General features: G+C 42.3%; 17 protein-coding genes, 4 tRNA genes and 3 rRNA genes. 20 read left to right on the top strand and 4 right to left on the bottom strand.

Annotated elements, in window-relative coordinates; genetic code table 11:
- From recG to rrf, 6 genes are all read left to right on the top strand, one after another.
- Positions 1-2,082, top strand: a complete 2,082-nt coding sequence (gene recG / locus PNEUHYL_RS02865) for an ATP-dependent DNA helicase RecG (RefSeq protein WP_059365766.1) — start codon at positions 1-3, stop codon at positions 2,080-2,082.
- 27 nt (positions 2,083-2,109) lie between these two features.
- Complete coding sequence (gene murI, locus PNEUHYL_RS02860) at positions 2,110-2,919, top strand: glutamate racemase (protein WP_059365765.1); 810 nt, start codon at positions 2,110-2,112, stop codon at positions 2,917-2,919.
- A gap of 321 nt (positions 2,920-3,240) precedes the next feature.
- A 16S ribosomal RNA gene (locus PNEUHYL_RS02855) occupies positions 3,241-4,776 on the top strand.
- 141 nt (positions 4,777-4,917) lie between these two features.
- Positions 4,918-4,993: transfer RNA gene (locus tag PNEUHYL_RS02850), tRNA-Glu, on the top strand.
- A 215-nt stretch (positions 4,994-5,208) separates the two neighbouring features.
- A 23S ribosomal RNA gene (locus PNEUHYL_RS02845) occupies positions 5,209-8,106 on the top strand.
- 173 nt (positions 8,107-8,279) lie between these two features.
- A 5S ribosomal RNA gene (gene rrf, locus PNEUHYL_RS02840) occupies positions 8,280-8,395 on the top strand.
- Together the 16S, 23S and 5S rRNA genes with 1 tRNA gene alongside form the textbook arrangement of a ribosomal RNA operon.
- Before the next feature lie 158 nt (positions 8,396-8,553).
- Here rrf and PNEUHYL_RS02835 read toward each other — a convergent pair.
- On the bottom strand, positions 8,554-9,258 hold the full coding sequence (locus PNEUHYL_RS02835; RefSeq protein WP_059365764.1) for a YggS family pyridoxal phosphate-dependent enzyme: 705 nt from the start codon (positions 9,256-9,258) through the stop codon (positions 8,554-8,556).
- A gap of 309 nt (positions 9,259-9,567) precedes the next feature.
- Here PNEUHYL_RS02835 and thrA point away from each other — a divergent pair, with 309 nt between their 5' ends.
- The 14 genes from thrA (at position 9,568) to PNEUHYL_RS02765 (ending at position 23,107) form a co-directional block, all read left to right on the top strand.
- Positions 9,568-12,015, top strand: coding sequence for a bifunctional aspartate kinase/homoserine dehydrogenase I (thrA, locus tag PNEUHYL_RS02830; RefSeq protein WP_059365763.1), 2,448 nt, complete (start codon positions 9,568-9,570; stop codon positions 12,013-12,015).
- 12 nt (positions 12,016-12,027) lie between these two features.
- A complete protein-coding gene (thrB, locus tag PNEUHYL_RS02825) occupies positions 12,028-12,972 on the top strand; it encodes a homoserine kinase (protein ID WP_059365762.1) in 945 nt (314 codons plus the stop codon).
- 79 nt (positions 12,973-13,051) lie between these two features.
- On the top strand, positions 13,052-14,326 hold the full coding sequence (gene thrC, locus PNEUHYL_RS02820) for a threonine synthase (RefSeq protein WP_059365761.1): 1,275 nt from the start codon (positions 13,052-13,054) through the stop codon (positions 14,324-14,326).
- 49 nt (positions 14,327-14,375) lie between these two features.
- Positions 14,376-15,083, top strand: a complete 708-nt coding sequence (locus PNEUHYL_RS02815) for a 4'-phosphopantetheinyl transferase family protein (protein ID WP_059368804.1) — start codon at positions 14,376-14,378, stop codon at positions 15,081-15,083.
- Between the two features lie 125 nt (positions 15,084-15,208).
- Positions 15,209-16,423 carry an FtsH protease activity modulator HflK gene (hflK, locus tag PNEUHYL_RS02810; RefSeq protein ID WP_059365760.1) on the top strand — a complete coding sequence of 405 codons (1,215 nt, stop codon included), beginning with the start codon at positions 15,209-15,211 and terminating at the stop codon, positions 16,421-16,423.
- Positions 16,423-17,310: a protease modulator HflC gene (gene hflC, locus PNEUHYL_RS02805; RefSeq protein WP_059365759.1), complete on the top strand. Its 888-nt coding sequence runs from the start codon at positions 16,423-16,425 to the stop codon at positions 17,308-17,310. The genes hflK and hflC overlap by 1 nt, the downstream gene beginning before the upstream one ends.
- A 143-nt stretch (positions 17,311-17,453) precedes the next feature.
- Positions 17,454-17,529: transfer RNA gene (locus PNEUHYL_RS02800), tRNA-Gly, on the top strand.
- A 2-nt stretch (positions 17,530-17,531) separates the two neighbouring features.
- A tRNA-Leu gene (locus PNEUHYL_RS02795) sits at positions 17,532-17,618 on the top strand.
- Positions 17,619-18,375: 757 nt separating this feature from the next.
- Positions 18,376-18,705, top strand: coding sequence for a YbaB/EbfC family nucleoid-associated protein (locus PNEUHYL_RS02790; RefSeq protein WP_005629464.1), 330 nt, complete (start codon positions 18,376-18,378; stop codon positions 18,703-18,705).
- Between the two features lie 63 nt (positions 18,706-18,768).
- Positions 18,769-19,371, top strand: coding sequence for a recombination mediator RecR (gene recR, locus PNEUHYL_RS02785; protein ID WP_059368803.1), 603 nt, complete (start codon positions 18,769-18,771; stop codon positions 19,369-19,371).
- A gap of 8 nt (positions 19,372-19,379) precedes the next feature.
- Complete coding sequence (locus tag PNEUHYL_RS02780; protein ID WP_059365758.1) at positions 19,380-21,305, top strand: DNA topoisomerase III; 1,926 nt, start codon at positions 19,380-19,382, stop codon at positions 21,303-21,305.
- Positions 21,306-21,449: 144 nt separating this feature from the next.
- Positions 21,450-21,791: a preprotein translocase subunit SecG gene (gene secG, locus PNEUHYL_RS02775; protein WP_059365757.1), complete on the top strand. Its 342-nt coding sequence runs from the start codon at positions 21,450-21,452 to the stop codon at positions 21,789-21,791.
- 23 nt (positions 21,792-21,814) lie between these two features.
- Positions 21,815-21,900 (top strand) — tRNA-Leu (locus PNEUHYL_RS02770).
- A gap of 217 nt (positions 21,901-22,117) precedes the next feature.
- Positions 22,118-23,107: a tyrosine-type recombinase/integrase gene (locus tag PNEUHYL_RS02765; RefSeq protein ID WP_059365756.1), complete on the top strand. Its 990-nt coding sequence runs from the start codon at positions 22,118-22,120 to the stop codon at positions 23,105-23,107.
- Positions 23,108-23,139: 32 nt separating this feature from the next.
- Here PNEUHYL_RS02765 and PNEUHYL_RS02760 read toward each other — a convergent pair whose 3' ends face one another.
- Genes PNEUHYL_RS02760 through PNEUHYL_RS02750 form a run of 3 tightly spaced genes read right to left on the bottom strand, consistent with a single transcriptional unit; the run spans position 23,140 to position 24,299 of the window.
- A complete protein-coding gene (locus PNEUHYL_RS02760) occupies positions 23,140-23,421 on the bottom strand; it encodes a helix-turn-helix transcriptional regulator (protein WP_059365755.1) in 282 nt (93 codons plus the stop codon).
- Positions 23,408-23,977 carry a MazG-like family protein gene (locus PNEUHYL_RS02755; RefSeq protein WP_059365754.1) on the bottom strand — a complete coding sequence of 190 codons (570 nt, stop codon included), beginning with the start codon at positions 23,975-23,977 and terminating at the stop codon, positions 23,408-23,410. Before PNEUHYL_RS02755 ends, PNEUHYL_RS02760 begins: the two co-directional genes overlap by 14 nt.
- A gap of 10 nt (positions 23,978-23,987) precedes the next feature.
- Positions 23,988-24,299, bottom strand: a complete 312-nt coding sequence (locus PNEUHYL_RS02750; protein ID WP_059365753.1) for a hypothetical protein — start codon at positions 24,297-24,299, stop codon at positions 23,988-23,990.
- Positions 24,300-24,308: the final 9 nt, after the last annotated feature.

Below are 24,308 nucleotides of genomic sequence, written 5' to 3'. Positions count from 1 at the left end.
ATGGTTTCTTCTCTTCTTGACTCCGTCCCTCTTACCACGCTTTCAGGTGTAGGGGCTGCGGTTTCCAATAAACTCGCTAAAATCGGTATTCATAGTTTACAAGATCTGCTTTTTCATTTGCCGATTCGTTACGAGGATCGTACTCGTATCACACCGATTGCCAATTTACGACCTGAGCAATATTTCACGATTGAAGGGATTGTGCAAACCTGTGAGGTTACTTTTGCCCGCCGTCCGATTTTATCTGTCAGCTTATCTGATGGTACCTCAAAAATTATGTTACGTTTTTTCAATTTTAATACGGGAATGCGTAACAGTTTTCAAATCGGTGTGCGTGTTAAGGCGTTTGGTGAAGTAAAACGCGGGCGCTATATGCCGGAAATCCATCATCCGGAGTATCAAATTATCCGTGACAATACACCGATTGTACTGGAAGAAACGCTGACGCCTATTTATTCCACGACGGAAGGGCTAAAACAAAACTCATTACGAAAGTTGGTAGATCAAGCCCTAAATTTACTGGATAAAGTGAAAATTGAGGAAATTTTACCTAGTGAATTTAATCCACATCAATTCAGCTTAAAAGAAGCATTGTATTTATTGCATCGTCCGCCACCGGATATCCCCCTAGAAATATTAGAAAAAGGGCAACATCCCGCTCAACAACGATTAATTTTTGAAGAATTGCTCGCACATAATCTCGCTATGCAAAAAGTGCGGTTAGGAACACAACAGTTTTCTGCCTTGCCTTTAGGTTATCAAACGGATTTAAAACAACGATTTTTGATAAGTTTGCCTTTTCAATCAACGAATGCCCAAACGCGGGTCGTTGCCGATATCGAACAAGATTTAATAAAAGATTATCCCATGATGCGCTTAGTGCAAGGGGATGTCGGATCGGGAAAAACATTGGTAGCGGCATTAGCGGCGTTAATGGCGATTGATAACGGTAAACAAGTGGCCTTGATGGCACCAACAGAAATTTTAGCCGAGCAACATGCGAATAATTTTCGTCATTGGTTTGAGCCTTTAGGGATCAATGTTGGTTGGTTGGCCGGCAAAGTGAAAGGCAAAGCACGTCAAGCCGAGCTGGAAAAAATTAAAACCGGTGCAGTGCAAATGGTGGTGGGGACACACGCGCTATTCCAAGAAGAGGTCGAATTTGCGGATCTTGCTTTGGTCATTATTGATGAACAACATCGTTTTGGCGTACATCAACGTTTGATGTTACGTGAAAAAGGTGAAAAAGCGGGATTTTACCCTCATCAATTAATTATGACGGCAACCCCGATACCGAGAACGTTGGCAATGACAGTGTATGCGGATCTGGACACCTCTATTATTGATGAATTGCCGCCGGGGCGTACGCCAATTACAACGGTCGTGATTTCAGAAGAACGTCGCGATGAAATTGTTCAACGTGTGAAAAAAGCTTGTATAGATGAAAAGCGCCAAGCTTATTGGGTGTGTACATTGATTGATGAATCGGAAGTCTTAGAAGCACAGGCCGCCGAAGCGATTTGGGAAGATTTAACCAAAGCCTTACCAATGTTGAGAGTTGGTTTGGTACATGGAAGAATGAAACCGCAAGAAAAGCAAGACGTTATGCTGCGCTTCAAAAATGCCGAATTGGATTTGTTGGTGGCAACGACTGTGATTGAAGTCGGTGTTGATGTGCCGAACGCAAGTTTAATGATTATCGAAAATGCCGAACGTTTAGGATTATCGCAACTTCACCAATTACGTGGTCGTGTCGGACGGGGCAGTACGGCATCTTTTTGCGTATTGATGTATAAACCGCCATTAGGAAAAGTTTCACAAAAACGTTTGCAGGTGTTACGAGATAGCCAAGACGGTTTTGTTATTTCTGAAAAAGATTTGGAGATTCGTGGCCCCGGTGAAGTGCTAGGTACAAAACAAACGGGGGTTGCTGAGTTTAAAGTCGCCAATTTAATGCGTGATCGTAAAATGATTCCAACAGTGCAGTATTACGCTAAGCAACTAATACAGCAATATCCTGATGTTGCAGAGAGTTTGATTAAACGTTGGTTAAATAATAAAGAAATTTACTCAAACGCCTAAAGTGCGGTCAATAAAGGAAGCGTTTTTATGGATATAAAAAAAGAACGCCCGACAATCCTCTTCTGTGATTCGGGAATGGGCGGATTGAGTGTATATCGCGAAACAAAAAAATTATTACCCGATTGGCATTACCTTTATTGTTTTGATAATGGCGGTTTTCCCTATTCGGAACGCAGTGAAGAAAGCATTGTTCAACGAATGTTGGCGATATGCCAACGGATTGATGATTCACATCCTTTAGATGCGATTGTGATTGCTTGCAATACGGCAAGTACGGTCGCATTGCCGGTGTTACGGGAAAACTTTTCTATCCCCGTTATCGGTACAGTGCCAGCAATTAAACCGGCAGCAGAGGTCTCAAACACAAAACATATTGGTTTGCTGGCGACAAAAGGGACGGTAAAGCGTCACTATGTAGATGAACTGATCAATAAATTCGCGGTAGATTGCAAAGTAGAACGGCTAGGCTCGACAAAATTAGTTGAAATTGCCGAACAAAAGATTCGTGGACATTCCGTGGATATGAGTGCGTTAAAAAGTGAATTGTTACCTTGGATTAATATAATGGATTTGGATACAATGATTCTTGGGTGTACGCATTTCCCTTTAATTCGGGATGAAATTCAGTTTTGCTTACCGCAAGTGAAACACTTTATGGACTCGGGGGAGGCCATTGCAAAACGAGTTCAATCTTTATTGAGAGAAATAGAGATCAAAAATAAAAGTAAAAAATATAATGAAATGTTTTGTACCCAACATTTTGATGAAGAGGTGGGGTTCAAACAAATATTAGATTTGTGGGGATTTGAGTCCATAGAGGTTATAAAAATCGGGTAAAATATGTTGCTCTGTATGATTTTTCGGCAAACTAAACTTTTTTAAATTTTTTTGTAAAAAAGTGCTTGCATTGATTTTGAATTTCCCTATAATGCGCACCACACAACGACGCGCTGTTGTGAAGTAAGAAGATTTGCCGGTGCGTCGTTATTTTTTGCTCTTTAACAACGAATCAGACAATCTGTGTGGGCACTTGTTAATAGACTTGTTGAAAATATTTTTAATTTTGAAGTCTTAATAGGTGCTTAAACTAGAAATTCATTATTACTTTTATAGTAGTGTTTATTAATAGCTAAGCAGTTTATTGAGCGATTGAACTTTGAATTGAAGAGTTTGATCATGGCTCAGATTGAACGCTGGCGGCAGGCTTAACACATGCAAGTCGAACGGTAGCAGGAAGGAAGCTTGCTTTCTTTGCTGACGAGTGGCGGACGGGTGAGTAATGCTTGGGAATCTGGCTTATGGAGGGGGATAACTGCGGGAAACTGCAGCTAATACCGCGTAAAGTCTTTGGACTAAAGGGGGCGTTTGCTCTTGCCATAAGATGAGCCCAAGTGGGATTAGGTAGTTGGTGGGGTAATGGCTCACCAAGCCGTCGATCTCTAGCTGGTCTGAGAGGATGACCAGCCACACCGGGACTGAGACACGGCCCGGACTCCTACGGGAGGCAGCAGTGGGGAATATTGCGCAATGGGGGGAACCCTGACGCAGCCATGCCGCGTGAATGAAGAAGGCCTTCGGGTTGTAAAGTTCTTTCGGTGATGAGGAAGGCAGTTTGGTTAATAGCCAAGCTGATTGACGTTAGTCACAGAAGAAGCACCGGCTAACTCCGTGCCAGCAGCCGCGGTAATACGGAGGGTGCGAGCGTTAATCGGAATAACTGGGCGTAAAGGGCACGCAGGCGGATTTTTAAGTGAGGTGTGAAAGCCCTGGGCTTAACCTGGGAATTGCATTTCAGACTGGGAATCTAGAGTACTTTAGGGAGGGGTAGAATTCCACGTGTAGCGGTGAAATGCGTAGAGATGTGGAGGAATACCGAAGGCGAAGGCAGCCCCTTGGGAATGTACTGACGCTCATGTGCGAAAGCGTGGGGAGCAAACAGGATTAGATACCCTGGTAGTCCACGCTGTAAACGCTGTCGATTTGGGGGTTGGGGTTTAACTCTGACGCCCGTAGCTAACGTGATAAATCGACCGCCTGGGGAGTACGGCCGCAAGGTTAAAACTCAAATGAATTGACGGGGGCCCGCACAAGCGGTGGAGCATGTGGTTTAATTCGATGCAACGCGAAGAACCTTACCTACTCTTGACATCCAGAGAATCCTGTAGAGATACGGGAGTGCCTTCGGGAGCTTTGAGACAGGTGCTGCATGGCTGTCGTCAGCTCGTGTTGTGAAATGTTGGGTTAAGTCCCGCAACGAGCGCAACCCTTATCCTTTGTTGCCAGCGATACGGTCGGGAACTCAAAGGAGACTGCCGGTGATAAACCGGAGGAAGGTGGGGATGACGTCAAGTCATCATGGCCCTTACGAGTAGGGCTACACACGTGCTACAATGGCGTATACAGAGGGAAGCGAAGCAGCGATGTGGAGCGAATCTCACAAAGTACGTCTAAGTCCGGATTGGAGTCTGCAACTCGACTCCATGAAGTCGGAATCGCTAGTAATCGCGAATCAGAATGTCGCGGTGAATACGTTCCCGGGCCTTGTACACACCGCCCGTCACACCATGGGAGTGGGTTGTACCAGAAGTAGATAGCTTAACCGTAAGGGGGGCGTTTACCACGGTATGATTCATGACTGGGGTGAAGTCGTAACAAGGTAACCGTAGGGGAACCTGCGGTTGGATCACCTCCTTACCGAACGAGCTATAGTAAGTGTCCACACAGATTGGCTGATATGTTGTAAACAACGTAGTGAAGAGTCCGTGACTTAAGAGCAACATCTAATTGACTCAAATAGTCTGCGTAAAGATAAGTAAAAGGGTATCTTTTATTGTTGTCCCCATCGTCTAGAGGCCTAGGACATCGCCCTTTCACGGCGGTAACCGGGGTTCGAATCCCCGTGGGGACGCCAATGAAAGATAACTTTAACGAATTATCTTCTGTTCTTTAAAAAATTGGAAACAAGCTGAAAACTGAAGAGACTTTTAAGTTCCAAAAGGAATAGAGGAAGTCTGAGTAGAAAAATCTTGACTGGAGAAAGGCAGTCAAGTGTTTAGTTGAATTAAAGATTCGCTTCAAGATGTAGGCCTGACTGAGTAGGCAGGCTGAAAACATTTGAGGTTGTATAGTTAAGTGACTAAGCGTACAAGGTGGATGCCTTGGCAATCAGAGGCGATGAAGGACGTGCTAATCTGCGAAAAGCTTGGATGAGTTGATAAGAAGCGTTTAATCCAAGATATCCGAATGGGGAAACCCGATGGATGAAGAATCCATCATTTCATTATGAATTCATAGTAATGAAAAGCAAACCGGGAGAACTGAAACATCTAAGTACCCCGAGGAAAAGAAATCAACCGAGATTCCGTGAGTAGCGGCGAGCGAAGGCGGAAGAGCCGGTAAGTGATAGTGAGCGTGTTAGGAGAATGAGTTGGGAAGCTCAACCGTAGGGGGTGATAGTCCCGTATCTTAAAACATGTTGATGGTACTAAGCTTACGATAAGTAGGGCGGGACACGTGATATCCTGTCTGAAGAGGGGGGGACCATCCTCCAAGGCTAAATACTCCTGATTGACCGATAGTGAACCAGTACTGTGAAGGAAAGGCGAAAAGAACCCCGGCGAGGGGAGTGAAATAGAACCTGAAACCTTGTACGTACAAGCAGTGGGAGCCTGAAAGGGTGACTGCGTACCTTTTGTATAATGGGTCAGCGACTTATATTTTGTAGCAAGGTTAACCGAATAGGGAAGCCGAAGGGAAACCGAGTCTTAACTGGGCGATTAGTTGCAAGGTATAGACCCGAAACCCGGTGATCTAGCCATGGGCAGGTTGAAGGTTGGGTAACACTAACTGGAGGACCGAACCGACTAATGTTGAAAAATTAGCGGATGACTTGTGGCTGGGGGTGAAAGGCCAATCAAACCGGGAGATAGCTGGTTCTCCCCGAAATCTATTTAGGTAGAGCCTTGAGCGGACACCTTCGGGGGTAGAGCACTGTTTCGGCTAGGGGGCCATCCCGGCTTACCAACCCGATGCAAACTGCGAATACCGAAGAGTGATACTCAGGAGACACACGGCGGGTGCTAACGTCCGTCGTGGAGAGGGAAACAACCCAGACCGCCAGCTAAGGTCCCAAAGTGTATGTTAAGTGGGAAACGAAGTGGGAAGGCTTAGACAGCTAGGATGTTGGCTTAGAAGCAGCCACCATTTAAAGAAAGCGTAATAGCTCACTAGTCGAGTCGGCCTGCGCGGAAGATGTAACGGGGCTCAAACATAGCACCGAAGCTGCGGCATCAGGATTAATCCTGTTGGGTAGGGGAGCGTTGTGTAAGCGGATGAAGGTGTATCGGGAGGTATGCTGGACGTATCACAAGTGCGAATGCTGACATAAGTAACGATAAAACGGGTGAAAAACCCGTTCGCCGGAAGACCAAGGTTTCCTGTCCAACGTTAATCGGGGCAGGGTGAGTCGGCCCCTAAGGCGAGGCTGAAAAGCGTAGTCGATGGGAAACGGGTTAATATTCCCGTACTTGGTAAAGCTGCGATGTGGGGACGGAGCAGGTTAGGTTAGCGTGCTGTTGGATATGCACGTTTAAGTTGGTAGGTGGGGTGCTTAGGCAAATCCGGGCGCTTATTAACACCGAGAAATGATGACGAGGCCTCAAGGGGCTGAAGTAACTGATACCACACTTCCAGGAAAAGCCACTAAGCTTCAGGCTTTATTAAACCGTACTGAAAACCGACACAGGTGGTCAGGTAGAGAATACTCAGGCGCTTGAGAGAACTCGGGTGAAGGAACTAGGCAAAATAGCACCGTAACTTCGGGAGAAGGTGCGCCGGCGTAGCTTGTAGCCCCTAGCGGGTGAAGGGTGAACCGGTCGAAGATACCAGCTGGCTGCAACTGTTTATTAAAAACACAGCACTCTGCAAACACGAAAGTGGACGTATAGGGTGTGATGCCTGCCCGGTGCTGGAAGGTTAATTGATGGTGTAATCGAAAGAGAAGCTCCTGATCGAAGCCCCAGTAAACGGCGGCCGTAACTATAACGGTCCTAAGGTAGCGAAATTCCTTGTCGGGTAAGTTCCGACCTGCACGAATGGCATAATGATGGCCAGGCTGTCTCCACCCGAGACTCAGTGAAATTGAAATCGCCGTGAAGATGCGGTGTACCCGCGGCTAGACGGAAAGACCCCGTGAACCTTTACTATAGCTTGACACTGAACATTGAATTTTGATGTGTAGGATAGGTGGGAGCCTTTGAAGCGGTCACGCCAGTGATTGTGGAGGCGTCCTTGAAATACCACCCTTTAACGTTTGGTGTTCTAACGAAGATTGCGGAACGCGGTCTCGGACAGTGTCTGGTGGGTAGTTTGACTGGGGCGGTCTCCTCCCAAAGAGTAACGGAGGAGCACGAAGGTTTGCTAATGACGGTCGGACATCGTCAGGTTAGTGCAATGGTATAAGCAAGCTTAACTGCGAGACGGACAAGTCGAGCAGGTACGAAAGTAGGTCATAGTGATCCGGTGGTTCTGAATGGAAGGGCCATCGCTCAACGGATAAAAGGTACTCCGGGGATAACAGGCTGATACCGCCCAAGAGTTCATATCGACGGCGGTGTTTGGCACCTCGATGTCGGCTCATCACATCCTGGGGCTGAAGTAGGTCCCAAGGGTATGGCTGTTCGCCATTTAAAGTGGTACGCGAGCTGGGTTTAGAACGTCGTGAGACAGTTCGGTCCCTATCTGCCGTGGGCGTAGGAGAATTGAGGGGGGCTGCTCCTAGTACGAGAGGACCGGAGTGGACGCACCACTGGTGTTTCGGTTGTGTCGCCAGACGCATTGCCGAGTAGCTAAGTGCGGAAGAGATAAGTGCTGAAAGCATCTAAGCACGAAACTTGCCTCAAGATGAGTTCTCCCAGACTTAGAGTCTGTAAGGGTTGTTGGAGACGACGACGTAGATAGGTGGGGTGTGTAAGTGTAGTGATACATTGAGCTAACCCATACTAATTGCCCGAGGGGCTTAACTATACAACGCTCAAGTGTTTTTGGGCGGTTAATGTGAAGTACAACGAATTAAAGTATACCGTAATCAGTCATCAGCTTGTATCCGATAGAACAGATGAAAAAGATAAAAGAGATAAAACGAGATAAAAAGATAGAACAAGATAAAACTTGAAGAGAAGAAGTTATCGAAGAATTATCCCGGCGGCGAGAGTGCAGTGGTTCCACCTGAATCCATCCCGAACTCAGAAGTGAAATGCTGTAATGCCGATGGTAGTGTGGGGTATCCCCATGTGAGAGTAGGGCACTGCCGGGTGTATACTATACAATCCCCCTGAATCGAGCGGTTCAGGGGTTTTTTGTTATATGTAGAAAAAATGTTCTTTATACATTTATACATATGAAATTAAAGAATGAGAGTTTTAGCCCAAAAAAATAATCCGTACGTTTTACGTGCGGATTTATTGATATAAATTATTTGTGTGAATAATCTCTAGCACCAAAAATAGCCGTACCAATTCTAACCATGGTTGAACCACATTTTATGGCGATCGGCATATCATCTGTCATTCCCATTGAAAGTGTATCAATTGGCTGATTTGGAAAGGCTTGTTTGAGTTGTTCAAATAACTCCGCCATTTTTTTAAAGACATTTTCTTGCTCGGCAGTATTTGCTGTTGGGGCAGGAATTGCCATTAAACCGCGTAAACATAAGTGCGGTAGATTTTCGACCTGTTTTGCAAGGTCGAACAGTGTTTCGGGCTGAATACCGGATTTGCTTGCTTCATCACTGATATTAATTTGAATCAGCACATTTAGCGGGGCTTTATTTATGGGTCTTTGTTCATTCAAGCGTTCGGCAATTTTTACTCGATCAAGAGTTTGCATCCAATCGAAATGCTCTGCTACCAAACGGCTTTTATTGGATTGCAAAGGCCCGATAAAATGCCACTCAAGTTTGATTTTTTGTTGTTCAAAATATTGAATTTTTTCCACCCCTTCTTGCACATAATTTTCACCAAAAGCGATTTGTCCTGCTTGATAGGCGGCTAGAATATTAGAAACAGGTTTGGTTTTGGAAACAGCCAGTAGTTTTACCTCATTTAAAGGTCGCTCGGCTTGTTCACACGCAGTATGAATACTTTGCTGAATACGTTGTAAGTTATGTTGAATATCCATTGAATTCTCCTTATTCAAAGTGCGGTTAGTTTACACGAAATTTAATGAGTTGAGAAAATTTCAGCTAAATTGTTATTTTATGTTTGACAACTTTATGAAATTTCGGTATTTCTTAGTGCGCTCGTTTTTGAAAGATAAAAACACTGTGAAAATTAACCGCACTTTTTCTATTACCATTATTATGATGACCATTACGATGTTTAATGGAGCGGGTTAGTGCATGAAAAACAGAGTATTGAAAGCCCGCAATTCTGCTGAATGCGGGTTTTTTTATCAGTTTAAATAAAAATATTTCTAGGAGAATCAATTATGCGTGTACTCAAATTTGGTGGCACTTCCCTTGCGAATCCGGAACGTTTTTCCCAAGCCGCAAAACTTATTGAACAGGCTCATTTAGCTGAGCAGGCTGCCGGTGTTTTATCTGCCCCCGCTAAAATCACCAATCATCTTGTTGCTCTTTCCGAAAAAGCTGCTTTAAACCAACCTACCGATACGCATTTCAATGAGGCTCTTGAAATTTTCCATAATATTATTAATGGGCTGCATGCTGAAAATAATCAATTTGATTTAGAGGGTATGAAAGCTTTAATTGAGGCGGAATTTGCTCAAATTAAGGGGCTATTGGAAGGAATTCGCCAAGCGGGCAAAGTAGAAGATGCGGTAAAAGCGACGATTGATTGTCGTGGCGAAAAACTTTCAATTGCTATGATGAAAGCTTGGTTTGAAGCGCGTGGTTATGGCGTTCATATTGTTGATCCGGTAAAACAATTATTAGCTAAGGGCGGCTATTTAGAGTCTTCTGTTGAAATTGCCGAATCGACCAAACGTGTGGATGCGGCAAACATTGCAAAAGATAAAGTCGTATTAATGGCAGGTTTCACCGCAGGTAATGAAAAAGGCGAATTAGTACTTTTGGGACGTAACGGATCTGATTATTCTGCCGCCTGTTTAGCTGCCTGCTTAGGTGCAAGCGTATGTGAAATTTGGACGGATGTTGATGGCGTTTATACTTGTGATCCTCGTTTAGTGCCTGATGCTCGTTTGTTACCAACTCTATCTTATCGAGAAGCAATGGAGCTTTCTTATTTTGGTGCTAAAGTGATTCACCCTAGAACCATTGGTCCATTGTTGCCAAAAAATATTCCTTGTGTCATTAAGAATACCGGTAATCCGTCTGCACCGGGATCAATTATTGACGGTAATGAAAAATCCGAGGGGTTACAGGTTAAAGGCATCACCAACTTGGATAATTTGGCTATGTTCAATGTTTCCGGACCGGGAATGCAAGGTATGGTTGGCATGGCATCTCGAATCTTCTCTGTTATGTCAGGAGCCGGCATTTCAGTAATTCTCATCACTCAGTCTTCCTCTGAATACAGTATTAGTTTTTGTGTGCCGGTAAAATCTGCCGAGGCGGCACTCTTAGCACTTGAGAGTGAGTTTACGAGTGAGCTGAAAGCTAATCAATTAGAGCCGATTGAGGTGATTAAAGATATGTCTATCATTTCTGTCGTAGGAGATGGCATGAAGCAAGCGAAAGGTATTGCTGCCCGTTTCTTCTCGGCATTAGCTCAAGCAAATATTAATATTGTTGCGATTGCGCAAGGTTCTAGTGAACGCTCTATCTCTGCGGTGGTGCCACAAAATAAAGCAATTGAAGCAGTCAAAGCTACCCACCAAGCCCTTTTTAACAATAAGAAAGTTGTGGATATGTTTTTAGTCGGGGTAGGCGGTGTAGGCAGCGAATTAATTGAACAAGTAAAACGCCAGAAGGAATATTTGGCAAAGAAGGATATTGAAATTCGTGTTTGTGCCATTGCAAACTCTAATAAAATGCTGCTTAATGAAAATGGCTTGAATTTGGATAATTGGAAAACTGATCTTGAAAATGCAACACAGCCTTCCGATTTTGATGTATTACTTTCTTTCATTAAATTACATCACGTGGTCAATCCGGTGTTTGTGGATTGCACTTCGGCGGAATCTGTGGCAGGTCTTTATGCACGTGCTTTAAGAGAAGGTTTCCACGTAGTAACACCAAATAAAAAAGCGAATACGCGTGAATTGGCATACTATCACGAGCTACGCAAGAGCGCTCAGGTCGGTCAGCATAAATTCCTCTATGAAACAAACGTAGGGGCGGGTTTACCTGTGATTGAAAATTTACAAAATTTATTGGCTGCCGGTGATGAATTGGAACGTTTTGAAGGGATTTTATCCGGTTCGCTTTCCTTTATTTTCGGTAAATTGGAAGAAGGTATTTCGTTGTCAAAAGTGACCGCACTTGCCCGCGAAAAAGGTTTTACCGAACCTGATCCGCGTGATGATTTATCCGGTCAAGATGTGGCCCGCAAATTATTAATTTTAGCCCGTGAAGCCGGATTGGAATTGGAGCTTTCCGATGTCGAAGTAGAAGGCGTATTACCGAAAAGTTTTGCGGAAGGTAAATCCACCGATGAATTTATGGCTATGCTGCCACAGCTTGATGCTGATTTTAACGCTCGTGTAGAAGCAGCAAAATCAGAGGGTAAAGTATTACGTTATGTGGGGCAAATCAATGGAGGAAAATGTAAAGTTTCGATTGTGGCAGTAGATCAAAACAATCCGCTTTACAAGGTGAAGGACGGTGAAAATGCCCTTGCTTTCTATACCCGCTATTATCAACCGATTCCGTTGTTATTACGTGGCTATGGTGCAGGCAATGCGGTTACCGCAGCAGGTATTTTTGCCGATATTTTAAGAACATTACAACATTAACAAGGAGCCACAATGTTAAGAATTTATGCACCGGCATCCAGCGCAAACATTAGTGTAGGCTTCGATACATTGGGGGCGGCGATTTCCCCCATTGACGGTTCATTATTAGGTGATGTTGTTCAAATTGAAGAAATTGCAAGCGGTTTTGAATTGGAAAGTGCGGGCTATTTTGTCCGTAAATTACCGAAAGAACCGCAAAAGAATATCGTCTATCAAGCCTATGTACTGTTTAGTGAACGCTTGAAATTACGTGGAACTCAAGTGAAACCGCTACGTTTAACGCTCGAAAAAAATATGCCGATTGGCTCAGGCTTAGGTTCAAGTGCTTGTTCCATTGTTGCGGCATTAGTCGCATTAAATCAGTTTCATCATGACCCCTTTTCTAAAATGGAATTACTTGAAATGATGGGCGAGTTAGAAGGGCGAATTTCCGGTTCTGTGCACTACGATAATGTTGCACCTTGCTATCTTGGCGGTGTACAGTTTATGGTGCAGTCGCTCGGTAATATTTGCCAAACACTGCCGTTTTTCGATCATTGGTATTGGGTATTGGCTTATCCTGGAATTGAAGTTTCTACTGCTGAAGCTCGGGCAATCCTGCCGAAAAGTTATACCCGACAAAATGTGATCGATCATGGTCGTCATTTGGGTGGTTTTGTGCATGCCTGCCACACGCAACAAGAAAATCTTGCTGCGATTATGATGAAAGACGTCATCGCTGAACCTTATCGTGAATCCTTGTTACCTAATTTTGCAGAAGTGAAACAGGCTACACGTGATTTAGGGGCATTAGTGACGGGAATTTCAGGATCGGGGCCAACTATTTTTTCTATCGGCTCGGATTTACAGACAGCGACGAAACTTGCAACTTATCTAGAAAACCATTATTTACAAAATAACGAAGGTTTTGTACATATTTGCAAAGTGGATAATCAAGGGGTAAGAAATTTAGCCTAATGTAAAGAAAACAGAGGTTTAATTTCAAAACAAGATAACGTTTAATCTATTTTATTTATCATTTATAAACGGTTTAACAATGAATTTATATAACATCAAACACCCGGAGGAACGGGTTAGTTTCGCTCAGGCTGTTCGTCAGGGGCTTGGAACAAATCAGGGCTTATTTTTTCCGGAAATCATTCCAACATTAAATAACATCAATGAATTATTAGATTTGCCATTGGTTGAACGTAGCCAAAAAATACTTTCCGCCATGATCGGCACGGAAATTCCAACGGAGACGCTCAATGCGATGGTCAAAAATGCCTTTACCTTTCCGGCACCTTTAGAAAAGGTAGAAGATAACATTTATGCCTTAGAATTATTCCACGGGCCGACCCTTGCTTTTAAGGATTTCGGTGGACGTTTTATGGCCCAAGCACTTGCTAATGTGCGTGGTGACGGCAAAATTACCATTTTAACGGCTACTTCAGGGGATACCGGCGCAGCGGTGGCTCATGCCTTTTATGGTTTAGAAAATATTAATGTAGTGATTTTATATCCGAAAGGTAAAATAAGCCCACTGCAAGAAAAATTATTCTGTACCCTTGGCGGTAATATTCGCACTGTTGCTATTAATAGTGATTTCGATGCCTGTCAGGCATTGGTTAAGCAAGCCTTTGATGATGCGGAACTGCGTGAAGCGATAGGGTTAAACTCCGCCAACTCCATTAATATTAGCCGTTTACTTGCACAAATTTGTTATTATTTTGAAGCGCTTGCTCAATTACCAAAAGAAAAACGCAATAATGTAGTTGTTTCTGTACCAAGTGGGAATTTTGGTAATTTAACGGCAGGATTAATTGCCAAAGCCTTAGGTTTACCAATTAAGCGCTTTATTGCGTCAACCAACGCTAATGATACCGTGCCGCGTTATTTACAATCAGGCAAGTGGGAACCGAATGAGACTGTGGCAACACTCTCTAATGCAATGGATGTTAGCCGTCCGAATAACTGGCCGCGTGTGGAAGAATTATTCAAGCGTAATGGTTGGGAACTAACCGATTTAGGTTCAGGTATGCTTACCGATGAGCAAACGGAAGAAACCTTAAAAGCATTGCATACAGAGGGGTATATTTGTGAACCGCACGGTGCGATAGCTTATCAGCTGTTAAAAGATCAACTAAATGCCGATGAAACAGGTATTTTCCTTTGCACGGCACATCCGGCGAAATTTAAAGAGTCCGTTGAGAGAATTTTGAACCTTGAATTACCTCTCCCGGAAGCATTAGATAAGCACAATAAGTTACCGCTACTTTCCGATGAAATGGAAAATGACTTTGCGCAATTACGTGCTTATTTACTGAAATAACAAAAAAGTGCGGTTAAATATGACCGCACTTTCACTTTTCAACTGTGCTATGACAACCTTAATCGCTTACGCCAATATTCAACTGCCTTTCTCTTTTGGTGAAATTCCGTCTGAACTGGTGCCGGAAAATTTACTTGCCCCTCAATCTGACAATCCACGAGTGTGGCAACGTCATCAATGTCGGAGATTAGCACATTTCTTACTTTGGCAATTATTAAAAATGACAGGAAAAAATACCGCACTTTTAGGACAAATTGAACGCACAGAGAGTGGGCGACCTTATTTTTCTAATGAAACCATTGATTTTAATATGAGCCATTCGGGAGATTGGGTGGCGGTTATTTTAGAGAACAATGGGGAAAGGGAAAGTGTGGTTGGTATTGATATAGAATTTCCAAAACAACGTCATTTCCTTGACTTAATGAAACATTTTGCAGCGGAACAGGAAGTTATGTGGTTTACTCAACAATCGGACAGCGAAAGAGCGTTTTATCGTAGCTGGTGTTTGCGTGAAGCCATACTAAAATCCCAAGGTGTGGGCATTATGAAATTGTCTGAAGTGCGTCATTTACCCAATGAGTTAAAAATTTTTTCGGATTATTGTCCGCAGGGCGAACTGTTTTTTACTGATGAACTGCCTTTTTATTTAGCGTTTTTTGTCAATCAACGCCAAAATCAACCGCACTTTTTCCATTGGAATGGTGAAGAATTAGTGAAAAGAACGCCAAATCATCTTGTTAGATATAACGTAAATTAGCGCAAAAAATCCTTGAAACCACTCAAGGATTTTTTATTGCTTGCATTCCTTGTATTTTCATAGACTAACCCCATTTATTTCGCTAAACTCGTAACAATTTTTTGACAAATGGAGAATGAAACGACATGTCGCAGAATTCAGGGCAAGACCCTTGGGGCAAGCCGGGGCAAAGCAATGAGCAAAAACCTGAAAACTCATCAAATAACGGATGGGATTCAAATCAAAACCGTGGAAAGCAAGATCAATCTCCACCGGATATTGAAGAAATTTTTAATAATTTACTGAAAAAACTCGGTGGTGGTAAAAAGGGCGGTCAAAATAATAGTAGTTCTAACAATCCGCCTTCTATTCCATTTAATTGGGGTAAAGTGTTACCGATTGCAGTTGCATTAGGTGCGATTGTTTGGGGCGCAAGCGGTTTCTATACCATTAAAGAAGCCGAGCGTGGCGTTGTGTTGCGTTTTGGCGAATTACATTCTATTGTTCAACCCGGTTTAAACTGGAAACCGACTTTTGTGGATAAAGTCTTGCCGGTCAATGTGGAACAAGTGAAGGAATTGAAAACCCAAGGTGCGATGTTAACCCAAGATGAGAACATGGTAAAAGTGGAAATGACCGTGCAGTACCGTGTGCAAGATCCGGCAAAATATCGTTTTAGCGTGACAAATGCTGATGATAGCTTAAATCAAGCGACAGATAGTGCGTTACGCTATGTGATCGGTCACATGACAATGAACGATATTCTTACCACGGGGCGTGCCGTGGTGCGTGAGAATACTTGGAAAACTTTAAACGAAATTATCAAACCTTATGATATGGGGCTTGATGTCATTGACGTGAACTTCCAATCTGCGCGTCCGCCGGAAGAAGTAAAAGATGCTTTTGACGATGCAATTAAGGCACAAGAAGACGAGCAGCGTTTTATTCGTGAAGCGGAAGCTTATGCCCGTGAAAGAGAGCCGATAGCAAGAGGTGATGCACAACGTATTTTAGAAGAGGCAACGGCTTATAAAGATCGTATTGTGTTAGATGCGAAAGGGGAAGTAGAGCGACTACAACGCTTATTGCCGGAATTTAAAGCCGCGCCTGATTTATTGCGTGAGCGTTTATATATTCAAACCATGGAAAAAGTGATGGCTAATACACCTAAAATTATGTTGGACGGAAACAACGGTAATAATTTAACGGTGTTACCACTTGAACAAATTATGGGAAAAAGAACTGAATCAAAAGTACAAAGTGCGGTTGATCCTATGCCTGTTTTAATGCAACCGGAAAATCAATCAAATAATTCCAAAAATAATATGGTTGAACCGATTCGCCAAGGGAGATTCAATTAATGCGTAAATTTTTATTACCCGTTATTTTCGTTATCGCTGCGGTGATTTATTCAAGTGTTATTGTTGTCGCTGAAGGTACGCGAGGCATTATGTTGCGGTTTAACAAAGTGCAGCGTGATTCGGATAATAGAGTTGTTGTATATGAGCCGGGCTTACATTTTAAACTGCCGCTTATCGATAGTATTAAGGTGTTGGATGCTCGTATTCGCACTTTAGACGGTTCTGCAACACGCTTTGTCACCGTGGAGAAAAAAGACTTGTTGGTGGATTCCTATGTTAAATGGAAAATCAGTGATTTCGGGCGTTTTTACACCTCAACCGGTGGTGGAGATTACAGCCAAGCAGCAAGTTTATTAAGCAGAAAAGTAAATGATCGTCTTCGTTCTGAAATTGGTTCGCGCACAATTAAAGACATTGTTTCCGGTACCCGAGGCGAATTAATGGAAGGGGCAAAAAAAGCCCTGAATTCCGGTCAGGACAGTACGGCTGAACTTGGGATTGAAGTAGTTGATGTACGTGTAAAACAAATTAATTTACCGGACGAAGTTTCTTCTTCGATTTATCAACGTATGCGGGCAGAGCGTGATGCAGTGGCACGGGAACACCGTTCACAAGGTAAAGAAAAAGCTGCTTTCATTCAAGCTGACGTCGATCGTAAAGTCACATTGATTTTGGCAAATGCTAATAAAACGGCGCAAGAGTTGCGCGGTTCGGGCGACGCGGCAGCGGCAAAACTTTACTCTGAGGCATTTTCACAAGAGCCACAATTTTTTAGTTTTGTGCGTAGCTTAAAAGCCTATGAAGAGAGTTTTTCAAATCCGGATAATATGATGATCTTAAAGCCGGATAGTGATTTCTTCCGCTTTATGAAAACACCGAATAAGTAGTTTGAAATAGCATAGAAGTGCGGTCTTATAATACCGCACTTTATTTTTGAGTTTTTTTTAAGCAATCAATCTATTTTTTACTATTTCTGTTTGACAGCATTTCATAAATCAGTAAAATGCACCCCGTTGTCCTGACAACAAATGCGGGAATAGCTCAGTTGGTAGAGCACGACCTTGCCAAGGTCGGGGTCGCGAGTTCGAGCCTCGTTTCCCGCTCCATCGCCCGAGTGGTGGAATCGGTAGACACAAGGGATTTAAAATCCCTCGCCTTTCGAGGCGTGCCAGTTCAAGTCTGGCTTCGGGCACCATTTGAGATATCCACAAAATCAAGAATATAGTATCATCAAGTTCCTTTTTATACCAGAAATTTACTACTTAGTTTGCCACTGATAGTTAGGTAGCGTCTAATTTTATATTGTTAATACTCTTCAAAGGTTGAACCGCGAAGCTCATTACAAAAGTTCTCCGTTTATCATGCGAGATTACTGATGTTTAAAACGGTAAGATTCATTGCCTCTTTAAGTCATGAAGGATCGATATTCTTTTGTACTGTCCCCTCAAACTGATATAAATACTTTCCAACAACCAATCTAAATAGAGTTTTGTGCATAAACCATCCAATACCACAGGATGTTGTTATAAAACCCCGTTAGTAGACTTACTGATTATAGTAATCGGTACGCTTGATGCGTTGAGATTTTTGTCTTACATTTACTGTCGTAAATGAGGTATCTCCAAGCATCATGCTCAAATCTGTTTGCTCTGACTGTCGGCTATGTCCTGTGGTATACTGATTTGGTCGTAGTAGAAGTAGTTTATCTCTAGTTTGATTTAGTTACCTATATTCATCAATATAGTCAATACATTGTGGCAGCGGCTTGTAACTGTTTGGGGCTGGTAGATGTAGGTAAAAGTACTGGTCATTTTCTAGGGCGTTTTGCACTGGGTGACTACCAAATAGGGTATAACGACTATCCTAGCTTATTGAAAATAAGACAACATGTTCCCAAAGACGAATTTTTTCGCTAGAATGCGCCTAATTTTTTGACTTAAAAGGATAACATCATGTTTGGAAAAGGCGGTTTGGGCGGTTTGATGAAACAAGCTCAACAAATGCAAGAAAAAATGCAGAAAATGCAGGAAGAAATTGCACAACTTGAAGTGACCGGCGAATCGGGCGCAGGATTAGTGAAAATCACAATTAATGGTGCGCATAACTGTCGTCGCATTGATATTGACCCTTCTTTAATGGAAGATGATAAGGAAATGTTGGAGGATTTAATTGCCGCTGCATTTAATGATGCTGTTCGTCGTGCGGAAGAATTGCAGAAAGAAAAAATGGCATCAGTAACCGCAGGTATGCCATTACCGCCAGGAATGAAGTTTCCGTTTTAATTCATAGGGTATGTGAATATCATTATTCACATACCATTTCACCTTTCCTTATCATTTATCATTATGCAAAGTAGTCCGCTTTTAGAACATCTCATTGAAAATCTTCGTTGTTTGCCGGGGGTTGGCCCTAAATCGGCACTGCGTATGGCATATCATCTTCTGCAACGCAATCGTAGTGGAGGAATGAATTTGGCTCGTGCGCTAACGGAAGCGATGTCTAAAATTGGACATTGTTCACAATGTCGTGATTTCACGGAAGAAGAAGTGTGTAATATTTGCAATAATCCGCGTCGTCAAAATTCAGGATTATTGTGTGTGGTGGAAATGCCGGCGGATATTCAAGCCATTGAACAAACAGGGCAATTTTCCGGTCGTTATTTTGTATTGATGGGGCATTTATCTCCACTTGACGGCATTGGTCCTCGTGAAATCGGTTTGGATTTATTACAAAAACGTTTAGCGGAAGAATCGTTTCATGAGGTCATTCTTGCCACCAATCCGACCGTAGAGGGTGATGCTACGGCAAATTATATTGCGGAAATTTGTCATCTGCATAATATCAAGGTGAGCCGCATTGCTCATGGTATTCCGGTAGGCGGTGAGCTTGAAACCGTGGACGGTACAACACTTACTCATTCCTTTTTGGGACGACGCCAAATCGATTAGTTTTCATTATGCGTTTGTTTATCGCCGAAAAACCGAGTTTGGCCCGAGCCATTGCCGATGTATTGCCAAAGCCTCATCAGCGGGGCGATGGCTTTATTAAATGTGGCGATAATGATGTCGTAACCTGGTGTATTGGGCATTTATTAGAACAAGCCGAACCCGATGTCTATGATCCCAAATTTCAAAAATGGCGTTTAGAACATTTACCTATCATTCCTGAAAAGTGGAAACTGTTGCCTAAAAAATCGGTGAAGAAGCAGCTATCCATCGTAGAAAAACTTATTCATCTGGCAGATGAGCTGATCAATGCAGGTGACCCGGATCGAGAAGGGCAGCTTTTAGTGGATGAGATATTTAGCTATGTTAATTTAGGTTCGGAAAAACGTAATAATATCCAACGTTGTTTAATCAGCGATCTGAATCCAAGTGCGGTAGAAAAAGCCGTTAAAAAATTACAACCGAACCGTAATTTTATTCCTCTTGCCACCTCCGCTTTGGCTCGTTCTCGTGCCGATTGGCTTTATGGTATTAATATGACGCGGGCTTACACTATTCGAGGACAGCAAGTCGGGTATAAAGGCGTACTTTCTGTCGGACGGGTGCAGACGCCCGTATTAGGGTTGATCGTACGCCGAGATCTTGAAATTGAGCATTTTCAGCCGAAAGATTTTTACGAAGTATTGGCTTGGATCAATCCTGAAGGCAAAACTGAAAAAACACAGGAAAAATCGACCGCACTTTTTAGCGCATTATGGCAGCCGAGCAAGGCATGTGAAGATTATCAAGATGAAGATGGGCGTGTACTTTCTAAAGGTTTGGCGGAAAATGTCGTAAAACGCATTACGGATCAGCCTGCTGAAGTTACGGATTATAAAGATGTACGGGAAAAAGAGGCTGCGCCTCTACCTTATTCGTTATCAGCTTTACAGATTGATGCAGCAAAACGATTCGGTATGTCAGCACAAACGGTATTAGATACCTGTCAGCGCTTGTATGAAACTCATCGTTTGATTACTTATCCACGTTCTGACAGTCGCTATTTGCCAGAAGAGCATTTTGCCGAGCGGCACAATGTGTTAAATGCTGTTTCCGTTCATTGTGAGGCGTTTCAAACTTTGCCAAATGTAGTGGATGTCAATCTGCGTAATCGTAGTTGGAATGATAAAAAAGTAGAGGCTCACCACGCGATTATTCCTACCGTTAAAAATCGTGTGGTAAAACTGAGTGATGATGAACGCAATATTTATGGCTTAATTGCTCGTCAATATTTAATGCAATTTTGCCCTGATGCGGAATATCGTAAAAGCAAAATAACGTTGAACATTGCCGGCGGCACATTTATTGCTCAAGCCCGAAATTTACAAAAAGCAGGTTGGAAAGAATTGCTCGGTAAAGAAGATGAAACGGAAAACCAAGAGCCGTTGTTACCGATTGTGAAAAAAGGGCAGATTTTGCATTGTGAACGGGGTGAAATCCTGAGTAAAAAAACGCAACCGCCAAAACCTTTTACTGATGCAACGTTGCTTTCAGCCATGACGGGAATTGCGCGTTTTGTGCAAGATAAAGAGTTGAAAAAAATTCTGCGTGCCACTGATGGATTAGGTACGGAAGCAACCCGAGCAGGGATTATTGAGTTACTTTTTCAACGAGGCTTTTTAATGAAAAAAGGACGAAATATTCACAGTACGGAAACGGGACGGATTCTAATTGGCGCATTACCGGATATAGCCACTCAACCGGATATGACCGCACATTGGGAGGCTCAACTCACCGACATTAGCCAAAAACAAGCCACTTATCAACAATTTATGTCTGATCTGGAGCGGATGCTGCCGGACTTGGTGCGATTTGTTGATCTTAATGGATTGCGGCAGTTGAGTAAGATCAATCAAATGCCAAAGACAGTAGTAAAATCACGAAAAAAGAGCGGTTAAAAATAAATGGATTCTATATGGCGAAATCTATTGCTTAAACTTGAGCCAATTAAATTAGAAATAGGAAAAATAACTTGCCAAAAAGGTGAAATGTTTATATTATTCGCCCCAGTTTTTGCGTAACCCGCAATTTAGAGTGGAAAAATGTATCAAGTTCTTTTATTTATTTATGTTGTTGTTGCAATTGCTTTGATCGGGTTTATTCTCGTTCAACAAGGCAAAGGGGCAAATGCTGGTGCTTCCTTTGGCGGCGGTGCATCGGGTACAATGTTTGGTTCGGCGGGGGCTGGTAACTTTTTAACCCGTACCAGTGCTATCCTAGCAACAGCATTTTTCGTTATCGCACTTGTATTAGGAAATTTAAATTCTCATCGTAGTAATGTAGAGAAAGGTGCGTTTGATGATTTATCAAAAACAGCGGAACAAGTTCAGCAACAACAATCTGTTCCTGCAGTGGAAAATAAAAATAACGATATCCCGCAATAATTAAAACAGATAAAAAATTTAACGCTCTGGTGGTGGAATTGGTAGACACGCTATCTTGAGGGGGTAGTGACCGTAGGTCGTGCGAGTTCAAGTCTCGCCCAGAGCACCACAACATAAAACCCAATGCTTTGCATTGGGTTTTTACTTTTCTAAAATACACCTTATTTTTCAATACCTTACATCGCCACAAATAACTTCTATTTTGTCATTTGCTGTATTAAAATACAGTTATTTGATGTATAAGCGATCACTATTTATGATCTGTTATGATCTGCTTTACAATTCTTTTGCACCAAACTTTGCACCAAAAAAATAGAAGACTGAATATGGCAACTTTTACCAAAAGAAACAATAAATGGCGTGCGCAAGTGCGTAAAAAAGGCATAAGTAAATCTGCTGAATTTGAAACAAAATCAGAAGCCCAAAAATGGGCCGCTGCGCTAGAAAAAGAAATTGAGTTAGCCAACTACAACCCATTGGCAAACACAACATTTTCTCAAGTTATCGACCGATACATCAAAGAATATACGGTTAAAAAACGCGGAGCACGTGAGGAAAAACTACGACTATTTAGAATTTGCGATACCTCACTAGGGCAAGTAGCAATGGACGAGTTAAGCCAACAGGATTTAAGCGAATGGCAGAATAAACGACTATCTGAAGTATCATCAGCAAGCGTACTACGTGAACGTATTGCAATTTCTGCCGTATTAACTCAAGCAGTAAAATGGGGATATATTGAAAAAAATCCACTTTATGGCTTAGATAAACCCGAACAACCGAAAGCCCGCACCCGTTGCTACACAAAACAAGAAATCAATGCGCTTGTTGAAGCATCAGGGTTTACTTTTGATGAAGAACCCAAAACAAAATATGCCGCCGTTGGTGCTGCATTTTTATTTGCGTTAGAAACGGCTATGCGAGCCGGAGAAATATGTTCACTAACGTGGGAAAATGTAAATCTAACTGCTCGCACGGCTTTTCTACCTCTCACTAAAAACGGTCACTCCCGAACAGTGCCACTTACACAGAAGGCAATTAAAATTATTGAGAGAATGCAACGAGATGATGAATCAACGGTTTTTGGTTTAAATGTAAATGTACTGGGTTCTTTGTTTCGGAAGCTAAAAATAAAGGCGGGATTAAATGATGCTGACTTACATTTTCACGATACAAGACGAGATGCTCTGACCCGTCTATCAAAAAAAGTGGAAGTGATGACATTGGCAAAAATTAGCGGTCATCGTGATCTAAAAATCTTACTTAACACCTATTATGCACCTAATATGTCAGAAATTGCCAAGATGCTTGATTAAAAAATAAAGGCATTGTTTCCAATGCCTTCCCTTTAGACTCTATGCTTTTTCTTTTTATTTTTTACGAAAAATTCAATCACTTCATCTTTCACAAAAAGGGTTTTACATTTTCCCCCTGTGCGTGATTGCAAATTGACAGGAGCGGGAAATTTCGGATCAGAAATAATATTGCCGTAAGTGTGGCGGTAACTAAAACCGCTGTAATCGGCGACATCTTGAATATCCCATAATCCTTTAGATTCTTTTGCCTGAACAGCAAGAATTAACCCTTCAAGCTCCACTAATTTTTCCATCACTTGTTCATTTGTTACCATAGCTTGCCCCTAGTAATTTACTTCGTCCCACTGGTCGAAAATCCCCCTCTTTCACAAACACCCCATCAATCATTTTTCCCTTTCTGTCTTTGATTTGGTCGTATGCATGTTGAACACAGTCCTTAAAGCTCAAATTGTTAAATAATGAAATAATAACTAGGTTAATGAAAAACAATTCAAGCCACTCTTTTTGAAAGGTCCACCCTTGGTTTATGGGGATTGATATTGCGCCTAAATTATGAATGGCTTCCAATAATTGTTCTGTAGTTGATGTATCTTCGTATTTTCTATCGTGGTATTCATCGATTACATCAGAATTATAGAAATTTACACAGTTTGAAAGTCCAAGTTGTTTACATAAAATAATGGATACCACAAAACAATCCCCAATACTGTCTTTCACCACATCTACTTTATTTTTAGACACACCGGCGCAAAGCTCACCAAATTCTTCCATCAATTTAATAAACTGTTTTTGTGGAGTAGAGCCGTTAATTAAATTTCGCTCTTCTGCCCATTGCTCAATGTTTTTGATTAGTTGTTGTAAATTAGCCATTTAGTTTCTCCTATATAATTCTCAAGCTATTAAGCAAATTTATCTTGTGTTGAATTAGCTCTGCTAATGTACTTCGCCCTTCAGTAGTAAGTCCTTCAGTTCTTTCAATTGCCATATACTTCTTGATTTCCGCTTCAATATTATCTAGTTCAATCTCCTTATCTGAAAAATCTTGTTGTGGTATTTCAGGGAACTTTATCCATTCTTGCTCTTTAAACAACCATAGTGTCCCGTCATCACATAATGCAATAACTTTTCTTGATTGACTGTCACTCGATACATACTCGGCTATTTGAACGATCTTTCTTTTTCTAGTTTCCATAATTCACCT

Source organism: Rodentibacter caecimuris (genome assembly GCF_001019715.1).
Classification (GTDB): Bacteria; Pseudomonadota; Gammaproteobacteria; order Enterobacterales; family Pasteurellaceae; genus Rodentibacter; species Rodentibacter caecimuris.
The sequence above is the reverse complement of the archived record's forward strand: the minus strand, read 5'-3'. Positions and strand labels throughout refer to the sequence as shown.